Genomic DNA, 17241 nt, shown 5'->3' with positions numbered 1-17241 from the left:
GACCCCATGCTGAACCGTGCCCTCTCCGAACCCTGCACCTTCGCGCTGCTGCAATGGCCGGCGCTGGTCGGCCTGCTGGCCCTCGACCAGCCCGGCATGCTCTGGCTCGCCCTGCGCATCCTGCTCGGCCTGTGGCTGGCGGCGATGCTGATCGCCAGCTACACCGGCGGTCGCGGCGCGGGCTTCGGCAATGCCATGTTGCTGCAATGCGGCCTGGTCGCGGCGGCGTGGTCGATGCATCCATCCGCCTGGGCCTACGCCTGGCTGGCGGCCATCCCGCTGCTGATGCTGACGGCGCAGCGCTTGCGCCTGCGGCGCACGGTGCTGGCGGCCTGAGACAATGGCCGCGCGCCAGCAGGGCGCACTTCACCCCTAAGTGATTGTTTTTAAAAGGAATGCCTTGAAAAAACGGCAGGAAACATCGTGGGCCTGAGGCTTCTTGTCGGTTTTGTCTGGCTGCTCAGCTGGCTGCCGTTTCGCGCCATCACGGGCCTGGGCTGGCTGATTGGCAACCTCGTCGCATCGATGCCGTCGTCACGCCGGCACATCGGTGAAGTCAACCTCAAGCTCGCGCTGCCGGACTGGACACCGGCAGCTCGCCGCCGCCTGCTGCGCCAGAATTTCGTCGCCATGGTGCAGATGCTGCTGGAGTACGGCTATGGCTGGTTCGCTTCGCGCGAGCGCCTGAAGCGCCTGGTCCGCATCGAAGGCCTTGAGAACCTGCGCGCGTTGGATGGCCGCAATGTCATCTTGATGATGCCCCACTTCACCGGCCTGGACCTGGCCGGCCTGCGGGTGTCGCTGGAGACGCCGCTGGTCAGCATCTACTCGGTTCAGAAGGACCCCTGGCTGGACGCGTTCTTTCGCGCCAAGCGGCTGCGTTTTGGCACCGGCATCATCTTTGCGCGCCAGCAGGGCACGCGGCCGACGCTGCGGGCGCTGAAGGAAGGCTATCGCCTCTACTACCTGCCCGACCAGGACTTTGGCCACCGCGACTCGGTCTTCGTGCCCTTCTTTGGCGTGCCGGCGGCCACCATCGGCGGGCTGTCGCGCATGGCCGCCGTGACCAAAGCGGCTGTGCTGCCCTGCTACCCGCGCCGCGAGGCGGATGGCTACACGCTCGTCATCGAGCCGGCGCTGGAAAATTTCCCGACCGACGATATCGTGGCGGACGCCACCCGCATGAATGCCGTCATCGAGGCTCAAGCGCGCCGACAATTGCACCAATACTTCTGGCTGCACAAGCGCTTCAAGTCACGGCCTCCCGGCGAGGCTGACTTCTACGCCAAATGACCCACGACATTCCCTATATCAAGCTGCTCATCGTGGCGGTCTTCATCGCGAGCACGATGTACGTGCATTTCCGCGGTCGCGTGCGCCTGCGCTTCTTCCGCCAGCTGATGGATCACTCCACCTTCATGGCGCCCATCAACTGCCTGATGTACCTGTTCTCCAGGCTGCCGGCCAAGCCCTATCTGCCGGTGGCCGGCTTCCCGGAGCTCAAGCTGCTGCAAGACCATTGGCAGGACATCCGCGCCGAAGCCTTCAAGCTGGCCGACGCGGGCGAGATCAAGAAGAGCGACAAGTACAACGACGCGGGCTTCAACAGCTTTTTCAAGACCGGCTGGACGCGCTTTCACCTGAAGTGGTATGGCGACGCGCATCCGTCGGCGCGCGAACTCTGCCCGGTGACGACCGGGCTGCTGCAGCGCATCCCGACCGTGAAGGCCGCCATGTTCGCGGCCTTGCCGCCGGGCGGGCGCCTCGTCACCCACCGCGATCCCTTCGCCGGCTCGGTGCGCTATCACCTCGGTCTCGTCACGCCCAATGCCGACAGCTGCTATATCTCGGTCGACGGCGAGCGCTATTCCTGGCGTGACGGCCAGGGCGTCATCTTCGACGAGACCTATCTGCACTACGCAGAGAACCAGTCGGACGTGATGCGCATCATCCTGTTCTGCGACGTCGAGCGGCCGCTCAACAACCCGGTGGCGCGCTGGTTCAACCATTTCATCAGCCACACGCTGATCCGCGCCGCAGCCGCCCCCAACTCGGACACCGACAAGACCGGCGGCATCAACCGGCTGTTTGCCTATGTGCAGCAGGTGCGCATGTTCGGCAAACGCATCAAGGCCAGGAGCCGCTTCGCCTACTACGGCTTGCAGTGGCTGATCTTTGGCGGCTTGTTCGTCTGGTGGCTGTTCTGAACCCATGCTCCGTCTGCGCCTGCTCGGTGGTTTTGAGATCGAGCGGGCCGGCCGCGTCGAGCTGACGCGCCTGCCCAGCCGCGCCAGCGTGCTGCTGCTGGCCCGCCTCGCGCTGGCGCCCAGGCGCCAGCATCCGCGCGAGGAACTTGTCGAACTGCTGTGGCCGGGTGTCGAACTGGACGTCGGCCGCAACCGGCTGCGCCAGACCCTGTCCACGCTGCGTGCCCTGCTCGAAACCGACGAAGCACCGCTCTTCAACGCCGACCGTCTGCAGATCTCGCTGTTGCCCGGTTCGCTCTCGTCCGACGTGCAGGACTTCGAGGCGACTCGCAACCCGTCCCACTATGGCGGTGAGCTGCTGCCTGGCCATTTCGACGACTGGGTCGTCGCCGAGCGGCATCGGCTGGCGGCGCTGGCCGACGATCTGCCCCTGCAGCCGCAGCCGGTGCTCGAGTTCGTGCACGCTCCCGCCCTGCCCTCGTTCGCGACCAGCCTGCCGCGCTACCTGACGCGCTATTTCGCGCCGCCGGGCCGGCTCGAAGCGCTGGCCACGCGGCTGCCCCAGCTGCGCCTGCTGACGCTCGTCGGCCCAGGCGGCGTGGGCAAGACCCGGCTCGCGGTGGAGCTGGCCTGGCTGCAGTTCAGCGAGCACCACTGGAGCTGCGGCATGGCGGCCCTGGCCGAGGTGCGTGACGAGGCCGGCCTCGTGGCAGCGCTTGAGCGCGCCCTGACCGTCACGCGTGGCGGCGGCTGGCCGGCCATCGAGGCTGCGCTGCAAGACCCCGGCGGCCTGCGGTTGCTGGTGCTGGACAACGCCGAGCAGGCCCTCGGCGTCGTCGCCCAGGCCGTGCAGCGGCTGCTGGCGCAGGCGCCCACGCTGTGCTTGCTCGTCACGTCCCGGCATGCGCTGGAGGTGGACGGCGAAACCCTCATCGACGTGACGCCGCTTGCAAGTGCTGAAAATTCGGCCCAGGACACCGCCCAGGCTCTCTTCATCGACCGCGCCCGCGCCGTGCGGGCCGACTTCCACGCCAGCCGCGACAACCAGGCCGCGCTGACCGAACTGATCCGCGAGCTTGAGGGCCTGCCGCTGGCGCTGGAGCTGGCCGCCGCCCGCGTACGCAGCTTTTCGCCGGCCCAGATGCTGGCGCAGTGGCGCGGCCTCGGCACGCAGGCCGCGCCACTGCCTGCCTGGCTCGCCAGCCCGACGCGAGCGCCCCGCCACGCCTCGGTGGCGGGCCTGCTGGACTGGAGCCTGGCCTTGCTTGGCCCCGAGCCACGCGCCCTGCTGCAGCGCTTGGCCGCCCTGCCCGGCGCCTTCGCCTGGGCCGATGTGGAAGCCCTCGGCGGCACGCCGGCAGTGCTCAATGAGCTGGTCAGCCATTCCTTGCTGCAGGCCGGCGGCGATGCCGAGCCGCGCTACCGCATGCTGGAATTGCTGCGCCGCGGGGTGCTCGCAGGCGTGGACGCGGCCGAGCAGCGCGGTGCGCGCGGCACGCTGCGCGCGGCGTTGTGTGACTGGGCACTTGCGCTGGGCCTGCAAGCGCCGATCACGGCGTGGGCGCCACGGCGCGAGCAGGCTCGCGCCCTCATCGCCGGTGCCGTCGACGATGGCGACGCCACCGCGGGTGTGCGCCTGGCGCTGGCCATGCGCCCCTGCTGGGAAAGCGACGGCGTGGACCGCACGCTGGTGGACCAGCTCGGCCTGCTGCTGCAACTCGCACCCTCCTCCGCCGGCCATGAGCTGCGCGCGCAACTGGCCTTCACACACGGCGACCGCGCCCTCGCGCTGGCCGAGGCCGAGCGTGCGCTGCAACTGGCCGGCAGCGACCCCGTCGCCCGCGCACCGGCTCTGGTGCGCCGTGCCTGGGTGCTGCTGGCCGGCGACAACCGCGAGCAGGGCCAGACCCGCCCGCTTGAAGAAGCTATCGGCCTGGCCCGGCGCGTCGGCGACGTGGCCACCGAGGCACGTGCCTGGCAGCAACTGGCCGCCATCGCCGTGTCGCGTGGCCAGCCCGCGCAGGCCGAGGCGCTGTACGCCCGCGCCCAGGAGCTGTGGGAGGCGGTCGGCCACTCGCGCCAGGCCGCCGCAAGGCTGCGCAACCGCGCCCAGTGCCTGATCGAGCTGGGCGACATCGCCACCGCGCTGGGTTGGATCACCGCCTGCCAGCGGCTGGCCGAGGCCGACGGCGACGGCGTGGGCCAACTCGACGCGGCCATCTCGCTCGCCATGGTCCACGAAGCCCGCCGCGACTGGCCGGCCATGCTCGCGGCGGCTCGCCAGGCCTTGCGCATCGCGCATGGGCGTCAGCATCTGCACGCGCGGGCCCTGACGCTGCAGCTCTTCCCCCGGCCGCTGGCACGGCTGCGCCACCCCGAGCAGGCGCTGCAGCTGGCGGCCTTTGCAGAGCAGTACTGGCAGCGCCATCTGGGCGCCCTGGGCTCGCGTGAAGCCCGCGCGCTGGCGCGTGTGCGCCGCCTGGCCGGCGCCCAACTCAGCCGCGACGGCGCCAAGCTGGCCTGGGCCTCCGGGCAAACCCTGAACCTCGCAGAAGCCCTGGCCTTGGCTGGGGCGTGACGAACGGGCGGGCAAGCCACCCTTCGCTAGCATCGAAGGTTTTGGTCTTCCCAACACCCGCCTCCATGCATCGTCTGAACGCCGCCCCCGCCCTGCTGCTGGCCGCAGCCCTGGCCGCGAACGCGCAAGAAGCGCCCAAGCCTGCCGCGCCGGCCGCGTCCGCGGTCTGGAATGTCAACACGCCGCCCGGCGTGGCCAGGACGGCCAGCATCGATGTGAAGACAGGCACCTGGATGAGCGTGGACGTCAGCCCCGACGGCAAGACGATCGTGTTCGACCTGCTGGGTGACCTGTACACGCTGCCGATCGGCGGCGGCGAGGCCAAGGCGCTGACCCACTCCATCGCCTGGGAACACCAAGCCCGCTTCTCGCCGGACGGCAAGCAGATCGCCTTCCTCAGCGACGCCGGCGGCGGCGACAACATCTGGGTCATGAACGTAGACGGCAGCGGCACGCGCGCCGTCACCAAGGAAGACTTCCGCCTGCTGAACAACCCTGTCTGGCACCCGAACGGCAAATACCTGCTGGCGCGCAAGCACTACACCGGCACGCGCAGCGCGGGCTCGGGCGAGATCTGGCTCTTCCACGTCGATGGCGACGCGGCCAAGAACAAGGGCGTGCAGCTCAACGAGAAGCCCAACTGGCAGAAGGACCTCGGCGAGCCGGCCGTGTCGCCGGACGGCAAGTACCTCTACTACTCGCAGGACACGACACCCGGAAAGACCTTCGAATACAACAAGGACAGCAATGGCGAGATCTACAAGATCTTCCGCCAGGACCTGGGCGACGGGTCGGTCGAGGCCTTCGTTCAAGGCCCTGGTGGCGCGGTGCGGCCCACGCCCTCGCCGGATGGCAAATACCTGGCCTTCGTGCGCCGCGTGCGCAACCAGAGCACGCTGTTCCTGAAGGACCTGAGCACCGGTGTCGAGCGCCCGGCCTGGAGTGGCCTGTCACGCGACCTGCAGGAGATCTGGGCGATGTGGGGCGTCTACCCCAGCTTCGCGTGGATGCCTGGCTCCAAGGAGATCGTCGTCTGGGCCGAGGGCAAGATCTGGCGTGTCGACCCCTTCAAGGGCACGGCTGCCGACATTCCCTTCCACGTGAAGGACACGCGCGAGCTGCGCGAGCCGATGCGCTTTGCGCAGGACGTGGCCCCGGCGAAGTTCGCCGTGCACCAGTTGCGCGGTGCCCAGGTGTCGCCGGACGGCAAGCGCGTCGTCTACTCGGCGCTTGGGTCGCTGTACGTGAAGGACCTTCCCGACGGCGCACCGCGCCGGCTGACGAAGCAGGACGAGTCGTTCGAGTTCGCGCCGAACTGGGCGCGCGACGGCAAGTCCGTCGTCTACGCCACTTGGCGCGACGACACCCAGGGCAGCGTGCGCCGGCTGGACATCGCTTCGGGCAAGGAGACCTTGCTCGTCAAGGAGCCGGGCAAGTACCTGGAGCCGCGCCTGTCGCCGGACGGCAAGCAGGTCGTCTACCGCAAGGTCAAGGGCGGCGGCCTGACCAGCCCCTGGCACAGCCTGGACACCGGCCTCTACCTCGCCGCGGCCGATGGCTCGGGCAAGCCCGAGCGGATAGCCAAGGAGGGCAGCGGCGCGCAGTTCGGTGCGAAGAGTGACGAGCTCTTCTTCACCAAGACGAGCAGCACGAGCGAGGTCGAACAGCGCTTCTCGCTGACCCGCCTGAACCTGCGCGATCACAGCGAGACCGAGGTGGCGCGCAGCGACGCAGCGGCCGAGTACAGTGTGTCGCCCGACGGCCAGTGGCTGGGCTTCGTCGAGCGCTACCACGCCTATGTGACGCCGCTGCCAGCCGTGCAAGGCCAGTCCGGCAAGACCATCACCGTCGGCGCCAAGATGGACGCGCTGCCGGTGCGCCAGCTCGACGTCAACGCCGGCTCGGCGCTGCACTGGAGCGGCGACAGCAGGAAGCTGCATTTCACGCTGGGTGATGAGCTCTTCACCGCGAACGCCGAAGGCAAGGACAAGGCCACCGCGCAGAAGATCGGCTTCGAGCAGGCCAGCGACAAGCCCAGCGGCAAGATCGCGCTGACGGGCGCCCGCATCGTGACGATGAAGGGCGACGAGGTCATTGAAGGCGGCACCGTCCTGGTCGACGGCAACCGCATCGTGGCCGTCGGCAAGGACGTCACCGTCCCGGCTGACGCCAAGCGCATCGACGCCAGCGGCAAGACCATCGTGCCCGGCTTCATCGATGCCCACTGGCATGGTTCCATGAACGACTCGAGCCTGATCCCGCAGCAGAGCTGGGTCAACCTCGCATCGCTGGCCTTCGGCGTGACGACGCTGCACGACCCGTCCAACCTCAGCTCGGCCATCTTCACGCAGAGCGAGATGCAGCGCGCCGGCATCGTGCTGGGCCCGCGCATCTACTCGACCGGCACCATCCTCTACGGCGCCCGCACGCCCTTCTATTCCAACGTCAACAGCCTGGACGACGCGCTGACCCATCTGAACCGCCAGAAGGCCGAAGGCGCCATCAGCGTCAAGAGCTACCAGCAGCCGCGCCGCGACCAGCGCCAGCAGGTGCTGGAGGCCGCACGCCAGACCGGCATGATGGTGGTGCCCGAAGGCGGCTCGCTATTTCAGCTGAACATGAGCATGATCGTCGACGGCCACACGACGGTGGAGCATGCGCTGCCGCTGGCCGAGGTCTGGGACGACGTCAAGCAGCTGTGGAGCCAGAACGCCGTGGGCTACACGCCGACGCTGAACGTCGGCTACGGCGGCCTGTTCGGCGAGAACTATTGGTATGCCCGCACCGACGTCTGGAAGCACCCGCTGCTGAGCCGCTACGTGCCGCGCACCGTGCTCGAGCCGCGCTCGATTCGCCGCGAGACCGCGCCCGAGGAAGACTTCAACGTCATCCGCGTGGCCCGTACCGCCACCCAGCTGTCACGCGCCGGCGTCAACACCTCCATCGGCGCCCACGGCCAGCGCGAGGGCCTGGGCTCGCACTGGGAGATGTGGATGTTCGTGCTCGGCGGCATGACGCCGCACGAAGCCCTGCGGACGGCCACCATCAACCCGGCACGCAACTTCGGTTTCGACAAGGACCTGGGCTCCATCGAACCCGGCAAGCTGGCTGACCTGGTCGTCATCAACGGCAATCCGCTGGCCGACATCCGCCAGACCGACCGCATCGCCCAGGTGATGCAGAACGGCCGCCTCTTCGACGCGATGACGATGAACCAGATCGCACCCGTCGCCAAGACGCGCAAGCCACTGTTCTTCGAAGGTGCCGATGGCCAGACCATGCCCATCGACAGCGAGGCCCTGGAGTCGGGCCACCTCGGCGACTGAAATGGCGCCCCTCGCCCGGTCCGGCCGCGCTGAACGCGTGTCCGCCCGGGCGGTCCCCCGAGGGGACGGCGATGCTTGGCGGATTGACCGCCAAGCACATCGCCAGTGCGGGCCGGCTAGGGAGCGGCCCGGCGCTCGGCCCGCCGGACAGAACATCTCAGGACCGGCGCATCCTTCTCGCCAGCAGGACTGAAGCGCCGCACAGTGCCAGCACCAGTGTGCCCGGCTCGGGCACAGGCGCGGCCTGCAGATAGTCGAAGCCCGAGCCCGAGGTCAGCGTCACCTGGCTCTGCGGCACACCGTTGAGCGAAACCGTCATGCCGCCCCAGCGCAGCGTGTGCCCCAGGTCGAAAGCCGCCGTGGCCAAGGCGCCGCCCTGACCGTTGTATGCGGTCTGGGCCGACGCTTCCAGCTCCACATACAGGGGCAGCATCTGGCCGGTGTTGATGGTGGCCGTGCCGTGCAAAGTGCCGACAGGGTCACCCACATAGCCGTGGATGGCCAGCGTCGGGGAGTTGTTGTACAGATGCCCCCCAGCACCCAGGTCGAAGGCGCCACCACCCACGTCGGCGCGCACCTGCCAGTTCGCCGCAGCCTCATTGGACGCGCCGACACTGAAGCTGCCACTCAGCAGCAGATCGAATTGCACGACCACCTGGGTGCCCGCGGCAACCCCGGCCAAATCCAGCTTGAAATCGTCGCGGAAGATGGCCCGGGCCAGGCTGTTCAGGCTGCCCGTCGAGGTGCCGTCCATCTTCAGGGTGCCGGCCTGTGCGAAGGCATGGGCGGCGCCGCTGGAATTGAAGCCGCCGGTCACGAGGCCGCTGCTCAATTCAGCGGTGCTGGGCTGGGTCAGCAAGGTATTCACCGGGCCGGTGCCGCCGAAGAAATTCGGGTTCACACCCAGCTGCACCGTGACACTGGTGACGGCTCCGGCGGGGGCCGCCAAGGAGGCAATCGCTAGGGCAAGCGCGGCGCGGATGGGCAACATGGCGGCTCCTCATAAATGATGGCCGCGAGTCTGCCCCTAGCTGCTTGCGCGGACAGCCCCCTAGATGTGCATAGAATCCTCACTCGTCAGGAGAGCGCCCCGCTGAAGTTGGGGGCCGCCGAAGGCGCAGGGTCTAGCGATCCGAACGCTCAGGCAAAAGGACTGACAAACGTCTTGAGTGGGCGCCACCAGTGGCAGACACTCCCGACGTTCCTCACTGGAGAGAAGCCGACCCTGGAGTCGGCTCACCGAAGGGGCAAGCTTGCGCGGGACTGCACACCGCCTTGTCAATCTCTCAGGTACCCCGGACAGCGAGGACATCCAAACCCGAATTTCGTCGGAGCACTTGATGTCCTCTTTGCTGCAAACGCCCCTGCACGCCCTTCACGTCGAACTCGGCGCCAAGATGGTGCCCTTCGCCGGCTACGACATGCCGGTGCAATACCCCGCCGGCGTGATGGCCGAGCACAAGCACACGCGAGCGGCCGCCGGCCTGTTCGATGTGTCGCACATGGGCCAGGTGCGCCTGGTCGGCTCGGATGCCGCCGCTGCGCTCGAGATCCTGGTGCCGGTCGATATCGTCGACCTCGGCGTCTTCAAGCAGCGTTACGCCCTCTTCACGAACGACCAGGGTGGCCTGCTGGACGACCTGATGGTCTGCAAGCGCCCCGACGACCTGTTCGTGGTGGTGAACGCCGGCTGCAAGGAGCAGGACATTGCTCACATGCAAAAGCACATCGGCTCGCGCTGCGAGGTCATTCCCGTGCCTGAGCGCGCGCTGCTGGCGCTGCAAGGCCCGCTGGCCGTCGACGCGCTCAGCCGCCTGATTCCCGGTGTCGAAAAGCTGACCTTCATGACCGGCGGCTTCTTCTATGTCGACGGCATTGACTTCTTCCTGACCCGCTCGGGCTACACCGGCGAGGATGGCTTCGAAATCTCGGTCCACCAGGATCACGCGATCGCCTTCGCCCGCAAGCTGCTGGCGCAACCCGAGGTCAAGCCCATCGGCCTGGGCGCGCGCGACTCGTTGCGCCTGGAAGCCGGCCTGTGCCTCTACGGCCACGACATCAACGAGACGACCACGCCGGTCGAAGCGGCCATCACCTGGGCCATCCAGAAGGTGCGCCGCGCCGGCGGTGCGCGTGCCGGTGGCTATCCCGGCGCGGCCGTCATCGACGAGCAACTGGCCAACGGCGCTGCCCGCAAGCGCGTGGGCCTGGTCGGCAAGGAACGCATGCCCGTGCGTGAGGGCGCCAAGATCGTGTCGGCAGACGGCACCGAAATCGGCGTCGTCACCAGCGGCACACTGGGCCCCACGGTCAACCAACCGGTGGCACTCGCCTATCTCGACAAGGCCCACACCGCCGCTGGCACCGAAGTCTTCGCCATCGTGCGCGACAAGCGCACGCCCATGGTTGTTTCCGCCACCCCCTTCACCCCCAACCGCTACTACCGCGGCTAAACCTCTCGGAGCCTGAACGATGAGCATCAAGTACACCCCCGATCACGAATGGCTTGACGTCCACGGTGACGGCACGGCGACGGTCGGCATCACCGTGCACGCGCAGGACGCGCTGGGCGACGTGGTCTTCGTGGACCTGCCCGAAGTGGGCAAGACCTACGCCGAGAAGGAAGTCGCCGGCGTCGTCGAGTCCGTCAAGGCCGCGGCCGACGTCTACATGCCCGTGGACGGCGAAGTCGTCGAAGTCAACGAAGCCCTGCGCGACGACCCGGCGCTGGCCAACACCGACCCGCTCAAGGCCGGCTGGTTCTTCAAGGTCAAGCTGAGCAATCCCAGCCAGCTCGATGCCCTGATGGACTCGACCGCCTACGACGCCCTGTTGAAGACCCTGTAAATCCTCGAAGCAAGACCCGCCATGCCGACGCCGCTTTCTCAACTCGAAGACGCCTCCGAATTCCACGCCCGCCACATCGGGCCGGATGCCGTCGATGAATCCCTGATGTGCGCCGCCGTCGGCGTGGCCAGCCGCACCGCGCTGATCGACGCGGTCGTGCCCAAGTCCATCCGCCGCGCCCAGGGCATGAAGCTGCCCGCGCCCATCACCGAGGCGGGTGCGTTGGCCGAGCTGAAGTTGATCGCTGGCAAGAACAAGGTCTACAAGAGCTTCATCGGCCAGGGCTACTACGGTACTCACACGCCGGGCGTCATCCTGCGCAACATCCTCGAGAACCCCGCCTGGTACACGGCCTACACGCCCTACCAGGCCGAGATCTCGCAGGGCCGCATGGAAGCCATCCTGAACTTCCAGACGATGGTGACCGACCTCACCGGCATGGACATCGCCAACGGCTCCATGCTGGACGAGGCCACCTCGGCCGCAGAAGCCGTCACGCTGGCCAAGCGCGGCGTGAAGAGCAAGAGCAACACGCTGATCGTTGCTGGTGACGTGCACCCGCAGACCATCGAAGTCATCCAGACGCGTTGCGCGCCGTTGGGTATCGACGTGAAGGTCGGCATGGCGCCCGCGCTGATGGCCGAGAACGACTACTTCGCCGTCGTCTGCCAATACCCCAGCACCACCGGCCTCATCCATGACCTGAAGGTATTTGCCGACCAGGCCCACGCCAAGAGCGCCGCCTTCATCGTCTGCACCGATTTGCTCGCGCTGACGTTGCTGGTCTCGCCTGGCGAGTTCGGCGCCGACATCGTTGCCGGCAACAGCCAGCGCTTCGGCATGCCCATGGGCGCCGGCGGCCCGCACGCCGCCTTCCTGGCTTGCAAGGACGAATTCAAGCGCTCCATGCCGGGTCGCTTGGTCGGCGTCAGCAAGGACGCGCAAGGCCACCCGGCCATGCGCCTGGCGCTGCAGACCCGCGAGCAACACATCCGCCGCGAGAAGGCCACCTCCAACATCTGCACGGCGCAAGTGCTGCCGGCCGTCGTGGCCAGCATGTACGCGGTCTATCACGGCCCGCAAGGCCTCAAGCGCATCGCCGAACGCGTGGCCAGCTACACGGCCATCCTGCACGCCGGCCTGACGCGCATGGGCGCCAAGGTCGTCACGCCGCATGTGTTCGACACGCTGCTGGTCGAGTGCGATCCCGCCCCGATCATGGCCAAGGCCGTGGCCGCGCAAGCCAACCTGCGCAAGATCAGCGACAAGCACGTCAGCATCGCGCTGGACGAGACGACGACGCGCGCCGACATCGAGGCGGTCTGGAGCTGGTTTGCACCCGCCGGTGCGGCCGTGCCGACCGTCGCCGAGTTCGCCGCCGGCGTCGACAGCCTGATCCCGACGCAACTGCGCCGCAGCAGCGCCTACCTGAGCCACCCGGTCTTCAACACCCACCACAGCGAAACCGAGATGCTGCGCTACATCCGCAGCCTCTCGGACAAGGACCTGGCGCTGGACCGCAGCATGATCCCGCTGGGCTCGTGCACGATGAAGCTCAACGCCACGGCCGAGATGATCCCCATCACCTGGCCTGAGTTCGCGGGGGTGCATCCCTTCGCGCCGCAGGACCAGCTGGCCGGCTACACCGAGCTGGACCAGCTGCTGCAGAACTGGCTGACCGAGTGCACCGGCTATGCCGGCATCAGCCTGCAGCCCAACGCCGGCTCGCAGGGCGAGTACGCTGGCCTCTTGGCCATCAAGGCCTGGCATGAGTCGCGTGGCGACCATCAGCGCAATGTCTGCCTGATCCCGGAAAGCGCCCATGGCACCAACCCGGCGTCGGCGCAGATGGTGGGCATGCAGGTCGTCGTCACCAAGTGCGACAAGGAAGGCAACATCGATCTCGTCGACCTGAAGGCCAAGTGCGAACAGCACGCCGCCAAGCTCGCCGCGATCATGATCACCTACCCCTCCACGTATGGCGTGTTCGACACGCACGTGAAGGAAATCTGCGCGATGGTGAAGACCCACGGCGGCCGCGTCTACGTGGACGGCGCCAATATGAACGCGCTGGTGGGTGTGGCAGCACCCGGCGAGTTCGGCGGTGATGTGAGCCACCTGAACCTGCACAAGACCTTCTGCATCCCGCACGGCGGCGGCGGCCCGGGCGTCGGCCCGGTCTGCGTCGTCGATGACCTCGTGCCCTTCCTGCCGGCGCACCGCACCGCCGGTCTGGGCAAGGAAACCAACATCGGCGCTGTCTCGGCCGCACCGCTGGGCAACGCGGCCGTGCTGCCGATCTCGTGGATGTACATCCGCATGATGGGCGCCGAGGGGCTGAAGAAGGCCACCGAGGTGGCCATCCTGTCCGCCAACTACGTCGCGGCCCGCCTGTCGGACCACTACGACATCCACTTCAGCGGCAACATCGACGGCGTCAAGGGCGGCGGCGTGGCCCACGAGTGCATCCTGGACCTGCGTCCGCTGAAGGACAGCTCCGGCGTCAGCGCAGAGGACGTGGCCAAGCGCCTCATCGACTACGGCTTCCATGCGCCGACGCTGAGCTTCCCCGTGGCCGGCACGCTGATGGTCGAGCCGACCGAGAGCGAGTCCCGCGCCGAGCTGGACCGTTTCATCGACGCGATGATCCAGATCCGCCAGGAGATCGCCGACGTCGAGTCCGGCAAGGTCAGCCGCGAGGACAACCCGCTGGTCAACGCGCCGCACACCTCGATGGTCGTCAGCGCCACCGACTGGACCCACGGCTACAGCCGCGAAGCCGCCGCCTTCCCACTGCCCTCGCTGCGCCGCCAGAAGTACTGGTCGCCGGTGGGCCGCGTGGACAACGTGTGGGGCGACCGCAATCTGTTCTGCAGCTGCGTGCCGCTGAGCGAGTACGAAGAGGCCTGAGGCTCAGGCCATGCGGGTTCGCTGGTATCGGAAAACAGACGACATCCCGGTACCGGTTCTAGCCCTCGTGCGCCAGCTGCACCCGATCACGCCCAGCCGCCTTGGCGGCATAGAGGGCCGTATCGGCGGTCTGCACCAACAGCTCGGGGCGACGATCTGCGCCGGGCACTTCGGCTGCCAGCCCGATGCTGGCTGTGACGTGGCCGGTGGAGCTGGCCGGGTGCGGCAGCGCCCGCGCTCGCAACGCGGCGACGATGCGCTCGCCCAGCGCCTGCATCTGCATGGCGCCGGCACCGGGCACGATGAAGGCGAACTCCTCGCCGCCGTAGCGGGCCACAAGCTCACCGCTGCGCCGGCCGATGGTCTCGGTCAGCACAGCCGCGATCTGGCGCAGGCAGTCGTCACCGGCGACATGACCCATGCTGTCGTTGTAGGCCTTGAACAGATCGGCGTCGAGCAGCCCCAGCCCGAGCGGCTGGCCGGCCCGCTGGGCGCGCGCCCATTCAGCAGCCAGCACCGCGTCGAAATGCCGCCGGTTGGCCAGCCCGGTCAGGCCGTCGGTCTGGCTCATCAATTCGAGCTGCCGGTTGGCCGCCTCCAGCGCCGCGGTGCGCTCCAGCACGCGCGCCTCCAACACCCGTTCGCTGTCGGTCAGTGCCTGCACGCGGGCTTGCTCGGCCTGCAGCGCGCGCGCCTGGGCCTGCTCCTTGTCGGCGCGCATGCGCGCGTAGCGGTCGGCCAGTGCAAGCGACAGCAGCAGCAGGTCGACCGCCGAGCCGGCCTGGGTGCCGGCGCTGGTGATCAGGTTGCTGGGCAGCACGCCCAGGTTGCGCATGTGGCCCAGCAGCACGGCCACCAGCAGCACGCTGAAGGCCACGACGAAGAAGTAGGCGCTGCGCTGGCGCTGCAACGTGCCGGTGATGCCGCAGGCCAGCAGCAGCGCGGCCGTCGTGGCGCTGCAGACGGCCCAGAACGGCGCCGTCTGCGCGAACCAGCCCATCAGCAACGGGATGAGCAGCACATTCAGCGCGATCAGCGCACGCAGCCCGAGGTCCAGCCGCGGCATGGTCTGCGGCGTGCGCAGCATGCGGCGCGAGAACATCATCAGCGCGATGGCCGCCACCGAGCCGGGCACGTTCACGCCGCGCTGCTGCCAGAAGGGGGCATCCGGCCAAAGGAAGTTGGTGCCGATGCCGGTGAAGCAAGCCAGCGACGCCGCGATGCTGCCGGCGAACAGCACGTACCAACCGAACGACGCGTCGCGCAGCAGCAGGAAGATCACCAGGTTGTAGAGGCCCACGGCCAGCGCCAGCCCGAAGTACAGCATCTGCACGGCCAACCGGCGCTGGTCGAAGTGCGGAAAGGCATCGGCGCGCCACAGCCGAGCCGGCACGATCAGCGAGTTGGCGGACGCCACCCGCAGCACCAGCATCCGGGTCTCGCCCGGCGCCAGCGTGATCGGCACGGCGAAGTTGCCGCCCGGCCAGCGCCGCTGGGCAAAGGGGCGCTGGTAGCCGAGTTCATGCCTTACGGTGGTGCCGTCCGGCGCGAGCAGGATCACGTCGAGGTATTGCAGCAGCGGATAGCTGATGTCCAGCATGGCCTGCACCGGCTGGCTGCCGCCGTTGCGCAGCGGCAGGCGCAGCCAGACCGCGGCCCCGGTGTAGCCGAACGACACGGCCTCGCCGCCGGCCGTGCTGGGCTGCCAGTCGCCGCGCGCTACGGCCGCCAGATCCAGCTTGCGGTCCGGGTCCTGCAACAGCTCCCAGTGCGGCCCCAGCGCCAGCCCATCGGCCGGCAGGGCCTGCAGGTCGACACCACCCGCCCAGGCGACGCCCGACAGCAGCCACAACATCCCCGCCACCCACCACCGCCAGGCTTGCCGGCGCCCACCCAAACACCTCTTCAGCATGGGGCGGGAGTGTAGGCAGCGCCCGCACCCGCTTCGCTGAAAGGCTTCCACTCATTGCCCGAAAGGCCTCCCATGGCAGTCTCCGTCTTCGACCTCTTCAAGATCGGCATCGGCCCGAGCAGCTCGCACACGGTCGGGCCGATGCGCGCGGCGCGGCTTTTCGGCCTGCGGCTGCAACACGACGGCCTGCTCGACAAGGTGGCGCGCGTGCAGGTCATCCTGTACGGCAGCCTGGGCGCCACCGGCAAGGGCCACGGCAGCGACAAGGCGGTGCTGCTGGGCCTGGCCGGGCATGAGCCTGACACAGTGGACATCGAGGCCATCCCGGCCTTGATGGACACCATCCGCGCAGGCGACTTGAACCTGCTCGGCCAGCACAAGGTCGTTTTCGACGAAGCCAAGGACCTGGTCTTCAAGCGCCGCGAGACGCTGCCCTTCCACGCCAACGGCATGCGCTGCATCGCCTTCGACGCGGATGGCAACGAAATCGCCAACCGCGTCTACTACTCCGTCGGCGGCGGCTTTGTCGTCAGCGACGAGGTGGCGGCCGACGGCAGCAAGCAGAAGGTCATCGCGCCAGACACCACCGTGCTGCCCTACCCCTTCAAGTCCGGCGACGAGCTGCTGGAGCTGACCAAGCGCCACGGCATCTCCATCGCCGAGCTGATGCGCCGCAACGAATGCCATTGGCGCACCGAGGCCGAGATCGACGCCGGCCTGATGAAGATCTGGGGCGTCATGCAGGCCTGCGTCACGCGCGGCTGCAAGACCGAGGGCATCCTGCCCGGCGGCTTCAAGGTCAAGCGCCGCGCGGCCCAGCTGCACCGCGACCTGACAGCCAACCCCGAGGCCGCGCTGCGCGACCCACTGCAGGTGATGGACTGGGTCAATCTCTATGCCCTGGCCGTCAACGAGGAGAACGCTGCCGGTGGCCGCGTCGTCACGGCGCCCACCAACGGCGCAGCTGGCATCGTGCCCGCGGTGCTGCACTACTACACGCGCTTCGTGCACGGCAGCACGCAAAAGGGCGTCGTCGACTTCCTGCTGACGGCCGCGGCCATCGGCATCCTCTACAAGGAAAACGCCTCCATCAGCGGTGCCGAGGTCGGCTGCCAGGGCGAGGTCGGCGTGGCCTGTTCGATGGCTGCAGGGGCCCTCTGCCAGGTGATGGGCGGCACGCCCGAGCAGGTCGAGAACGCGGCCGAGATCGGCATGGAGCACCACCTGGGCCTGACCTGCGATCCGGTCGGCGGCCTGGTGCAGATCCCCTGCATCGAGCGCAATGCCATCGCCTCGGTCAAGGCCATCAACGCGGCGCGCATGGCGTTGCGCGGCGACGGCACCCATTTCGTCAGCCTCGACAAGGTCATCAAGACCATGCGCGACACCGGTGCCGACATGATGACCAAGTACAAGGAAACGGCCCGCGGCGGCCTCGCCGTGAACATCGTCGAATGTTGA

11 protein-coding genes and 2 riboswitches are annotated in these 17241 nt (G+C 68.1%); of the genes, 9 read left to right on the top strand and 2 right to left on the bottom strand.

The genetic code is table 11. The features are described 5' to 3' along the window. The first annotated feature begins 6 nt into the window (after positions 1 to 6). From ASC91_RS12420 to ASC91_RS12400, 5 genes are all read left to right on the top strand, one after another. On the top strand, positions 7 to 336 hold the full coding sequence (locus ASC91_RS12420; RefSeq protein WP_157281506.1) for a hypothetical protein: 330 nt from the start codon (positions 7 to 9) through the stop codon (positions 334 to 336). Between the two features lie 87 nt (positions 337 to 423). Further along, positions 424 to 1293 (top strand): lysophospholipid acyltransferase family protein, encoded by an 870-nt coding sequence (locus ASC91_RS12415; RefSeq protein ID WP_056197013.1) that lies wholly within the window; start codon positions 424 to 426, stop codon positions 1291 to 1293. Beyond that, positions 1290 to 2207, top strand: a complete 918-nt coding sequence (locus tag ASC91_RS12410; protein ID WP_235531965.1) for an aspartyl/asparaginyl beta-hydroxylase domain-containing protein — start codon at positions 1290 to 1292, stop codon at positions 2205 to 2207. Before ASC91_RS12415 ends, ASC91_RS12410 begins: the two co-directional genes overlap by 4 nt. A 4-nt stretch (positions 2208 to 2211) precedes the next feature. Continuing rightward, positions 2212 to 4785: a hypothetical protein gene (locus ASC91_RS12405; RefSeq protein WP_056197012.1), complete on the top strand. Its 2574-nt coding sequence runs from the start codon at positions 2212 to 2214 to the stop codon at positions 4783 to 4785. 65 nt (positions 4786 to 4850) lie between these two features. Next, positions 4851 to 8111, top strand: a complete 3261-nt coding sequence (locus ASC91_RS12400) for an amidohydrolase family protein (RefSeq protein WP_056197010.1) — start codon at positions 4851 to 4853, stop codon at positions 8109 to 8111. Between the two features lie 157 nt (positions 8112 to 8268). On the opposite strand, the gene ASC91_RS12395 is transcribed toward ASC91_RS12400, so the two are convergent. After that, positions 8269 to 9102 carry a hypothetical protein gene (locus tag ASC91_RS12395; protein ID WP_056197009.1) on the bottom strand — a complete coding sequence of 278 codons (834 nt, stop codon included), beginning with the start codon at positions 9100 to 9102 and terminating at the stop codon, positions 8269 to 8271. A 77-nt stretch (positions 9103 to 9179) separates the two neighbouring features. Next, positions 9180 to 9277, top strand: a riboswitch (glycine riboswitch). Positions 9278 to 9309: 32 nt separating this feature from the next. Then, positions 9310 to 9424, top strand: a riboswitch (glycine riboswitch). A 27-nt stretch (positions 9425 to 9451) separates the two neighbouring features. On the opposite strand from ASC91_RS12395, the gene gcvT reads away from it, so the two are divergent. The 3 genes from gcvT to gcvP are packed head-to-tail and all read left to right on the top strand — an operon-like array spanning position 9452 to position 13868. Next, positions 9452 to 10564: a glycine cleavage system aminomethyltransferase GcvT gene (gene gcvT / locus ASC91_RS12390; RefSeq protein ID WP_200955264.1), complete on the top strand. Its 1113-nt coding sequence runs from the start codon at positions 9452 to 9454 to the stop codon at positions 10562 to 10564. 19 nt (positions 10565 to 10583) lie between these two features. Then, a complete protein-coding gene (gcvH, locus tag ASC91_RS12385) occupies positions 10584 to 10958 on the top strand; it encodes a glycine cleavage system protein GcvH (protein WP_056197006.1) in 375 nt (124 codons plus the stop codon). Between the two features lie 21 nt (positions 10959 to 10979). Then, a complete protein-coding gene (gene gcvP, locus ASC91_RS12380; RefSeq protein ID WP_056197003.1) occupies positions 10980 to 13868 on the top strand; it encodes an aminomethyl-transferring glycine dehydrogenase in 2889 nt (962 codons plus the stop codon). Between the two features lie 58 nt (positions 13869 to 13926). On the opposite strand, the gene ASC91_RS12375 is transcribed toward gcvP, so the two are convergent. Continuing rightward, entirely contained in the window at positions 13927 to 15723 is a 1797-nt protein-coding gene (locus ASC91_RS12375; protein ID WP_056197001.1) for a diguanylate cyclase, read from the bottom strand. A gap of 129 nt (positions 15724 to 15852) precedes the next feature. Between ASC91_RS12375 and ASC91_RS12370 the strand changes: the two genes are divergently transcribed. After that, positions 15853 to 17241, top strand: a complete 1389-nt coding sequence (locus ASC91_RS12370; protein WP_056197000.1) for an L-serine ammonia-lyase — start codon at positions 15853 to 15855, stop codon at positions 17239 to 17241.

It is taken from the genome of Pelomonas sp. Root1237 (assembly GCF_001425055.1).
In the GTDB taxonomy this organism is placed as follows: Bacteria; Pseudomonadota; Gammaproteobacteria; order Burkholderiales; family Burkholderiaceae_C; genus Pelomonas.
This window is presented reverse-complemented; position numbering and strand designations above follow the sequence as displayed.

Coding starts and splice junctions, on each gene's coding strand:
- ASC91_RS12420 (WP_157281506.1), top strand. CDS start 7: ATGCTGAACCGTGCCCTCTCCGAACCCTGCACCTTCGCGCTGCTGCAA.
- ASC91_RS12410 (WP_235531965.1), top strand. CDS start 1,290: ATGACCCACGACATTCCCTATATCAAGCTGCTCATCGTGGCGGTCTTC.
- ASC91_RS12405 (WP_056197012.1), top strand. CDS start 2,212: ATGCTCCGTCTGCGCCTGCTCGGTGGTTTTGAGATCGAGCGGGCCGGC.
- ASC91_RS12400 (WP_056197010.1), top strand. CDS start 4,851: ATGCATCGTCTGAACGCCGCCCCCGCCCTGCTGCTGGCCGCAGCCCTG.
- ASC91_RS12395 (WP_056197009.1), bottom strand. CDS start 9,102: ATGTTGCCCATCCGCGCCGCGCTTGCCCTAGCGATTGCCTCCTTGGCG.
- gcvT (WP_200955264.1), top strand. CDS start 9,452: ATGTCCTCTTTGCTGCAAACGCCCCTGCACGCCCTTCACGTCGAACTC.
- gcvH (WP_056197006.1), top strand. CDS start 10,584: ATGAGCATCAAGTACACCCCCGATCACGAATGGCTTGACGTCCACGGT.
- gcvP (WP_056197003.1), top strand. CDS start 10,980: ATGCCGACGCCGCTTTCTCAACTCGAAGACGCCTCCGAATTCCACGCC.
- ASC91_RS12375 (WP_056197001.1), bottom strand. CDS start 15,723: ATGTTGTGGCTGCTGTCGGGCGTCGCCTGGGCGGGTGGTGTCGACCTG.
- ASC91_RS12370 (WP_056197000.1), top strand. CDS start 15,853: ATGGCAGTCTCCGTCTTCGACCTCTTCAAGATCGGCATCGGCCCGAGC.